The organism is Nostoc sp. UCD121 (genome assembly GCF_014222285.1).
In the GTDB taxonomy this organism is placed as follows: Bacteria; Cyanobacteriota; Cyanobacteriia; order Cyanobacteriales; family Nostocaceae; genus Nostoc.
This window is the reverse complement of sequence record NZ_JACKZS010000287.1, coordinates 1-7,703: the sequence shown is the minus strand read 5'-3', so window position 1 is coordinate 7,703 and position 7,703 is coordinate 1. Positions and strand designations below refer to the sequence as shown.

Below are 7,703 nucleotides of genomic sequence, written 5' to 3'. Positions count from 1 at the left end.
GGCTCTCAGACAGGGTTTAAAAGATTTAGTCGAAGAAACTTCCAAATATAATAAAGAATAGGAATTGGTTCGCGATACTCTATCGCGAACCATTCTTTCTTTTCCACATCCCGTGAAAAGTCAGGTCCTTATTAAAGGGTGATTTCCAGAACAGATCCCAAGTTTGGCTTATAGTTGCAGCACTGCACATACCGGGAGAATTTCCCCCAAAGCAAATACTAGAGTCGTCCCAAACGTTAGGTAGAGGTGGCTTGTACAGTTGCGCCTCTGGTTTAAATACCCTCCCTTTAACTGCCCAGAGGTAATATCTACTACCGCATCCAGCAAAGAGGAATGCAGGCATGGGGACAGTAATTACTTTCGTTTCCTGTCCCATAATTTGAATTTGATATTTTTGGGGAGAGTAAAACTGAATAATTGCCTCTCCCTCTGGATTTTTCCCCCACCAAATCGTGTTGCTAGAAAGCCATCCAGATGTAGCAGTTTTACTTGTGAAGGCTTTCTCTACTGCTTCAGGGGAAATAAATTTGTACTTAGATTTTTTGCCTTCGTGTTCGACTAAAATAAACTGTCCTTTGAGGATAACTAACTGCGCTAGTAAATCATCTTGGGGAATATTTCCAAGCAGGATTTGCGATATACTTTCTAAGTTAATTATTGGTAATATGTTTGTATCTATATTCATGATTTTGATGCTTGATTCCAAATTTTTACTGCTGCTTTCCGGGCAGGAAGAGATGTTTCTAGCAAGTGGTTAAGCTTATTTGATTTTTCCATCATCGAGATGGCTTCTTTCCACTTTTGACCGAGAAACATGATATTTTCATAAGTCCATTCCAGCCAATCGCTTGTTTCACACGTAACATCTAGCCAGATATTTTCAGTCGAGTAATCTATAATTCGTATGGCTACATCTAAATATTGAAGAGGATTTTTGTAACGACGGCATAGCTTGACAAGTGTCTCGAAGTAAATTTCTTCTGCTAGAGCAATGTAATCAGGAGTAAAACCAAAACTTAGTTCCCATTGGCTTATATTGTACCCTTGCCCCATCAACGACAGTAGGAACTTTTCTGAGTATTCTAGTTCCTCGAAATCTTCATACCACCATTCAACTTTTTGTGGTGACACAGGAATACTATTATGTTCGGAAATAAACTCAATCTCATCGATATATTCTATTGGAAATAGATGATCATTCACCAGTTGAATAAATTCAATTTCTCTATCGAGGTAGGCACTTGCTGGATGTGATTGTTTATCAATAGGTATGGTTGATTCTAGCCATTGTTCTGGGAATATTTTTTGATACAGATTTAAAAGATTTACTCGTTCGGAGAGATTTTCTAGGTAGATAATTGCTGTTAAACAAGTGATGGGTATTTTGAATGATTGTATTTTCGCAAGCATAATTAATCAGCCGCCATAACTCATAGCGGCTATAAATTTGTTATTACAGTACGGGATATTTACTCGTGGCAGCAGGTTGATGCTTAAGGCTTCGAGTTACTTTTTCGATGTAGGTTTCCCAATTTTGACCGAGCTTAATAGCTTTTTCTATCTCAGGTTGTAGGGTAATTAAATTTTCGAGACTAATTTGATTTTTTATCTCCAGAAGCTTTATCTGCCACCCTAACTTTAGTGCAGGATTTATTTCTTCAGAACTATTTTTCAATTCTCTGAATTGACTTCCCTTAGTACCTGCTTTTTTTACCAAACGAATTGAAACTGTATCATCAGTTGTTTGTCGTTCAATTTCGGCATTAGCATATTCTGGAAAGTAGACGCTAATGGCTGTTTTGAGAGTGTTGTCATCTTGGGCGATCGCCTCATCAAGAGGAATTTCTTGTCCTTCGATAATCGCAATGTACTTCATGGTAATTAAAATAGTGACAGTTGGTTGTTAGGCGCGGGTGTTTTGTCTTTATTTTCAGACAGGTTACGCTTTTGTACTTGTCTTGATTGTTCCTGTCGATTCTGATGTATAGTCTGCTTTTCCATCCTTTGCTTGCAGATATCTAACATCTCTGGGAGAGATTTTTCTAAATCCTGTAGCAAGTTATTTATGACAGGATGAGATGTTATCTCAGCAACGTTAATTATCTTAATAATTGGAGGTGCGCCTTTGATTCCGATTGATACAATTACTGTTTCAGAATTTGGTATTAGTTGAATGGTTATTAAGGTGGTTTTTGTGTCAGAATTGCCTAAATCTATCTCGATAGATGAATCTTGGTTTATAACTTCAGTGTTTACTAATTCATCTAATGTTTCTTCTAAATCGCTATTCTCCTGAATATCAGGATTAAAATCTCTACTGCTATAACTGTCTTCAAGGTTAGTTACATTCTCGTCAGGTGATATTTGACTGCTCATGATTAAGAGAGATTGGCTAATCTAAATAAGGTGCGGATAGTAATACCTGTCTTGTTAAAAGACTGCCATTTGTAGGCGCATTCGCCTGATTTGTACTTAGGAGAAAGTTGGCTCCAGGTGTCCCATGCTTTAAATAAAATGGGACTAACACTATGAAGTGCCATCCCGACTTGAATCCACGAGTGGTAATCATCTGCAAATCGAGGGTGTATGACTTCAAGTAGTACAAGTGCAGTCTGGATATTTGTCTCGATTGAGGGAATTAAATGAGCATATCTGTCTACCCCATATCTGCGGTTATATTTTTCTTGGGGTAGGTTAAACTTTCTTGCTTTCTCCTGTTTGGCAAGCATCTGAGCAATTACCCAGTCGGGGGCTATTTCTATTTGGCGCTCAGATGGACTACAGCCGGGAAGCCATCTGTAATTTCTGCCCTCTGGGTGAAAAGAAGGGGGAAGGATTGAGGCTAGATTTTTGCCTCGAAATTCCAGGTGTTCATCCTTCCCAGTTTTGATTTTGCGAGATTTTACTTCCCAAGCTTTTGAATTTGGGATGAGGTATAAGCGCTGGCTCCGATATTTCCTTCCAGAGGTAAATGCAATTGTGGGAGGAAGGTATTTTTGAGCGCGTTCGTGTAACGACTCCGTAGGAGTATCGGTTGCTTCGGTGGGTGTTAGCTGGTTAGGTTCTTCTGGTTCTGTATGTTCGTTAATTTGGATAATTTGTCGCCAGGAGGTTTCCCCGTCGCAGTCAATAGCTACTAAGTACCCTTGAGGATGATTGGAACCGCATACCAAAGCTACACCAGTGGGGGTGATAAATCTGTTATTTGTCCAAACTTTTAGGCGGCGGCGGACGAGTTCGGCTTGTAGTTCTCTGGGAGAGTAAGTATTTTTTTCCCATTCTTTCCCTAGAGGACGTTTACCAAAGGTAGGGACGATTCGCCATTCTTCGGGTAAGTTGTCAAGCGAAGATACCAAATGACGGATTTGGGCGTGCATGAATTCATGTGGCTAATTATTTCGATAATTCATGCACAGCTGCGTTAGTGACTGTGGTGGTTTGATATTATGATTACGGTGCTAACTGATGGCCCGCTTCAACTAGCTTGGCAAGGGTATTTTGGTCAAACGCCTTTATGCCAGATACAAATTGTTGCCACTGCTGCCATTTCTCCTTTGAGTAAGCATGATTGGGATCAAAGTTGCAGACTTCACAGAATTTATGAAAGTCAGCATTCCAATGAAAGGTGCAAATGCCTGTTATTAAATAATTGATTTGTTGGTCGCTCATGAGTGATATTTCAGCTTATGATTTCGTTTTAAGCCAACCTTTTGTTCAGGGCATTTTCGACTTGATAAGTTCCAAGAGTACAGTTTGTATTCAATGGAAATTTAGGAAATTCCAGATAATTATTCATAGTTTTTGTTACCTTGCACAGTACCATTATCCCGTCCTTACTCTTCTTTTCTTGATTGTGATAGTAGCTGATAACTTCAAACTCATTATTACCAGCTTCAAATCTGCTTCCTGCATATTGGGAGATAGCCTTTTTCCAGTCTGGCTGCCAGAGCATAAGTGTATCTATTGCCATTGCTCTAATAACCGGGTTATCTAATTTAATCAGAATATCTGGTAAGTAATGGCATTGTTTGGAAATTACCTCTCGTGCATAATTTATTAGCCAATACTCGGCTTCTTTTAAGAGAGCTTTTGATTCGAGATTTTGGCACACTTCATCGTAAACTTTAGACATTAAATATGCCCTTTGTTCAAAAACCATTCCATTAGTTCGCATTTTTAAGTCTGATGGATAAGTAATCATTAAATCAGTAAGTTCATCGCTGATTTTTGGAAGAAGATATTTATCATTTTCTTGCTCTTTTGGATGGGATATTTTTACTTCATATCCTAGATTGACAGCATGATTGATAATAAAATTGATGCTATTAGACTCAACAAAATCTCCTAACTTAAAATCTGTTTCTAGGAGGAGATATGTTGGTGCATGGAGAATTTGAAACCGTTTAGGGTTTTGACTTGAATCCGCTAATAGTTCGATGTACATTGCTTATTCTCACAAATTTTCATAAATCTTGTGCGTAAGCGATGTATGTGGTTTCCTTACTGAAAAAGTAATCCTACCCATCTTGGGTAGGATAATCTTAATTATTGATTAATGGTTCTTGTTTGTGTCGGATTGATTATTTCCTCCAGTAGAGATAGCCCAACTGATTTAAACAGTGCTTTGTTATCATCAGGGCAGCGTTGAATTGTTGTACAAGATGAGCAACCGTATTTGCAAGGGCAATTATCTACTAGAAACTTTGCCTTCATAAAAGCAATTTCTAAATACTTGATGAGAGTATCGCACATACCTGTACCGTGTTCGCATGTATCGAAGAAATAGCCTACTATGTTATGATTTGATGGTACTTCGATTAACATGAAATCGATATCTCGACTGTTTGCTCCATGTTCGGCAAGTGGTAAACTGAGCATGAGTTGGTGCGCGAGAGTATGAACGCAAATCTGAGTTTCATTGCTTTCAAATAGTTGTTTCTCTTCATTGGAAATATATTTCTGTTTGTTGAGTATCTCTTTTCGGAGATTTTTGACGACGGCTGAAAAATATTTTCTGGCATCAGCGTTAATTTCAACCCTAACGCAGAATGTATTGTAGTTAAGAGCAAATGCTTCCTTGTATTTATTTTCCTCCAAGAGTTCGACAAATTCTCGTTCAATAAGTTGGGTATTGCAAGCAGGACAAGTTTGTATGTGTCCGGGTAAATTTAAATTGAAGTTGCGACATCTGTTATTAGTGCAAGTCCATTTTTGTTCCAGCCTGTACAAGTTGTACCCGTAAATTTCTTCTTTGATTTTGGCTGAAACAGGTGTAAATCTAGCTGCCCCTTGGGAAAGATTGATAATTTTGGCTTCCCCTGCAATTTTGATTTCCTCGAAATTTAGGTTTCCTTCGGGACGACTAAATAAGTTAGTTGCCTCAATTGGCTTGAGAATTGCTTTACCTTCGGTTAAATTTAGCTCTTGTGATTTATACTGTACGGGGTTGCCGTCAAAGTCTTGAGCAAGATATATAGCACCAGGGTAAACTTCTCGTAGCGCAGATGATGCCGAACTTTCCTCAAACTCTTCCGCGCTATCTTGATTGATATAACTGATGTTTTGGTCAGTGTTACCTCTGAATTTAATTTTTGAGTGGACATAACCAAGGTTTCGATTAGTTGTCAGTCTTTGGTTATAACTGAAAATCAGTTGATTATTACCGATTAGCTGTCGTGCAATCGCATCGCCAGAACTACCGAAATGTCGGGCAATTTGAGCTTGTGTCGGTTTACTTTCTTTGCAACAGGCGAGAATGTGCTGCTCCAAAATTGTTTCATAATTGTGGTTAAAGTTGATAATTTCTGGAGGATCAGATATAAGACGTTCCGGGTGATTGGCGTAGTAAGAATCCATAATCGACCTTTTCGACGGGATAAATACCAATAGCCCTGCTTCCTGTCTGCCTGCACGCCCCGCCCTTTGGCGAAAGGCAAGAATTGAGCCTGGGTAACTATGTACGATAGTTGCATCAATAGACCCGATATCCAGACCCGCTTCTAAAGCACTCGTGGATATAATGAACTTGACCTTCGCGCCCTGTATATCTGCAATAATTTTGTTACGCTGATTTGCCTTCATACTGCCATAAAATGCTGAGATGCTTTCTCCCAAGTGAGGCAATTGCATCTCCACTAAAGCTTTACGAATGGCATTAGTTAAAACCTTTACCAGTTCTCTACTATCGCAGAAACAAATCCCGACTATTCCTTTACTTACAAGCATGGCTGCAACTTGGCAGTTTGGTAAAGAGTATTGTTTCGTGCTTTGAGGCTAAGGAAAGTAATCTCCGAGCGTTTTGCCCCACTTTGGTCGATAATAGCAAGATTGCTTTGTTCTACTCGATTGGATATCTTCTGGGCAATTTCGCTGCTGTTACTAATTGTTGCAGAAGCAAAGATGTACTGTAATTTAGAAATATTATTCCCAGCAGATTCTATCATTAATTGAGTTCGCCGATTAAGTAGGGCAAAGTGTGAGCCGAATATGCCTTGATAGAAATGCGCTTCATCACAGACGATGATTGAAATTTTTCTGATTGTTTCTCTAAATCCCCAGTTTGAGTCGAACTGATAGTTGTTTAGTTCGTGGTTCCATACATCGGGTGTCACGCATAAAATCGAGGGTTGATGGCTGTAAAGTTGTTTGCGCTCCTGGGGAGGAATATCACCATTGATATTGAGAATTTTAGGGCGAATTTCTTCATCTAAGTGACTAACAAACGAGCGGATTTTCTCTACCTGGTCAAATGCAAGTGCTTTTAAGTTAAAGAATACTAAAGCTGATTTACCTTTTAGGCACTCGTGAATGATTGGAATTAAAAAGGAGATACTTTTACCACTACTGGTAGGAGTTTGGAGAATGATATCTTCCCCTTTTTTGTAAGCCTCCCATGCTTCGACTTGATGAGAATATAGTTGTGTAATTCCTGACTTATTTAAGGCAAGTTTAACTAGAGGGTGAATATCATCTGGTATGGGACAAAGTTTAGCTTCTTGAGCCGGAATTATATCACAACTTTGTAGTTTTCCTGAGCCATCAAGAATAGCTGCTATTTCTTGGTAGAGAATACTTTTACCTGTTGGTGCTTGATTAAGAGGTAATAAATTACCGCTATTTACCTCATGCTCCCAGTCGAAAATAATTTGATTTACACTTCCCTTTTTGAAGTAAAGATTTTTCTCAATGATGGCGGCGATATGAATAACACCATGTTCTTTAGAATAAACCTGTTTATTTGCTTGTAACCATTCAAGCTGGGTCATAAAAAGTTACCTACTTGCTGTTTTAGCAAGTAGGCGTTAGTCAAAAGTAGTGGTTTTTGTTATTGCCATATTAGCTATAGAACCCGACTTGAGTATTGCTAAGTTATGGTGCAATACGCTTGGGTTAGGGCTAAAACTCTTTGTCAAGGTCAATTTTCTGAACGTAGACCTTGCTACGCGCAGGTCTCGTATAGAAGCGGCTTACCGCAGGCTACCGCATTCGCAAAGCGGACGCACCAGAAGAACGCATAGACACGGAGTGGCTACTCTTACGAGTTCTCCGCAGGAGTAGTCGCAGGGTAGGATACAAAGAGAAGAAAGAAATGCTTAACCCAAGCGTATTGGAACCTAGTATATTTAGCTAATGGAGGCGATCGCCTTTTTAACTGATTAATTCACCACAGACACTTCTGACAATTTGTAGAAACTCCCGTAAAA

At 39.1% G+C, this 7,703-nt stretch carries 9 protein-coding genes; all 9 read right to left on the bottom strand.

From position 1 onward, the window contains the following. Nucleotides 1-79 precede the first annotated feature (79 nt). The 9 genes from GNF10_RS33430 to GNF10_RS39080 all read right to left on the bottom strand — a co-directional run bounded on the left by GNF10_RS33430 (nucleotide 80) and on the right by GNF10_RS39080 (nucleotide 7,265). A complete protein-coding gene (locus tag GNF10_RS33430) occupies nucleotides 80-685 on the bottom strand; it encodes a hypothetical protein (RefSeq protein WP_185580052.1) in 606 nt (201 codons plus the stop codon). Further along, the gene (locus GNF10_RS33425) at nucleotides 682-1,410 is read right to left on the bottom strand and encodes a hypothetical protein (RefSeq protein ID WP_185580048.1); all 729 of its coding nucleotides are present in this window, start codon (nucleotides 1,408-1,410) and stop codon (nucleotides 682-684) included. Before GNF10_RS33425 ends, GNF10_RS33430 begins: the two co-directional genes overlap by 4 nt. Nucleotides 1,411-1,453: 43 nt before the next feature. After that, nucleotides 1,454-1,876 (bottom strand): hypothetical protein, encoded by a 423-nt coding sequence (locus GNF10_RS33420; protein ID WP_104899198.1) that lies wholly within the window; start codon nucleotides 1,874-1,876, stop codon nucleotides 1,454-1,456. A gap of 5 nt (nucleotides 1,877-1,881) precedes the next feature. Continuing rightward, a complete protein-coding gene (locus tag GNF10_RS33415) occupies nucleotides 1,882-2,376 on the bottom strand; it encodes a hypothetical protein (protein ID WP_185580043.1) in 495 nt (164 codons plus the stop codon). 2 nt (nucleotides 2,377-2,378) lie between these two features. After that, on the bottom strand, nucleotides 2,379-3,377 hold the full coding sequence (locus tag GNF10_RS33410) for a bifunctional DNA primase/polymerase (RefSeq protein WP_185580038.1): 999 nt from the start codon (nucleotides 3,375-3,377) through the stop codon (nucleotides 2,379-2,381). A gap of 73 nt (nucleotides 3,378-3,450) precedes the next feature. Continuing rightward, nucleotides 3,451-3,669 (bottom strand): hypothetical protein, encoded by a 219-nt coding sequence (locus GNF10_RS33405; RefSeq protein ID WP_185580033.1) that lies wholly within the window; start codon nucleotides 3,667-3,669, stop codon nucleotides 3,451-3,453. A gap of 28 nt (nucleotides 3,670-3,697) precedes the next feature. Further along, nucleotides 3,698-4,444 (bottom strand): hypothetical protein, encoded by a 747-nt coding sequence (locus tag GNF10_RS33400; protein WP_185580026.1) that lies wholly within the window; start codon nucleotides 4,442-4,444, stop codon nucleotides 3,698-3,700. 101 nt (nucleotides 4,445-4,545) lie between these two features. Further along, nucleotides 4,546-6,225: a helicase-related protein gene (locus GNF10_RS39085; RefSeq protein ID WP_260446140.1), complete on the bottom strand. Its 1,680-nt coding sequence runs from the start codon at nucleotides 6,223-6,225 to the stop codon at nucleotides 4,546-4,548. Beyond that, nucleotides 6,216-7,265: a DEAD/DEAH box helicase gene (locus GNF10_RS39080; RefSeq protein WP_260446365.1), complete on the bottom strand. Its 1,050-nt coding sequence runs from the start codon at nucleotides 7,263-7,265 to the stop codon at nucleotides 6,216-6,218. The genes GNF10_RS39085 and GNF10_RS39080 overlap by 10 nt, the downstream gene beginning before the upstream one ends. Nucleotides 7,266-7,703 lie beyond the last annotated feature (438 nt).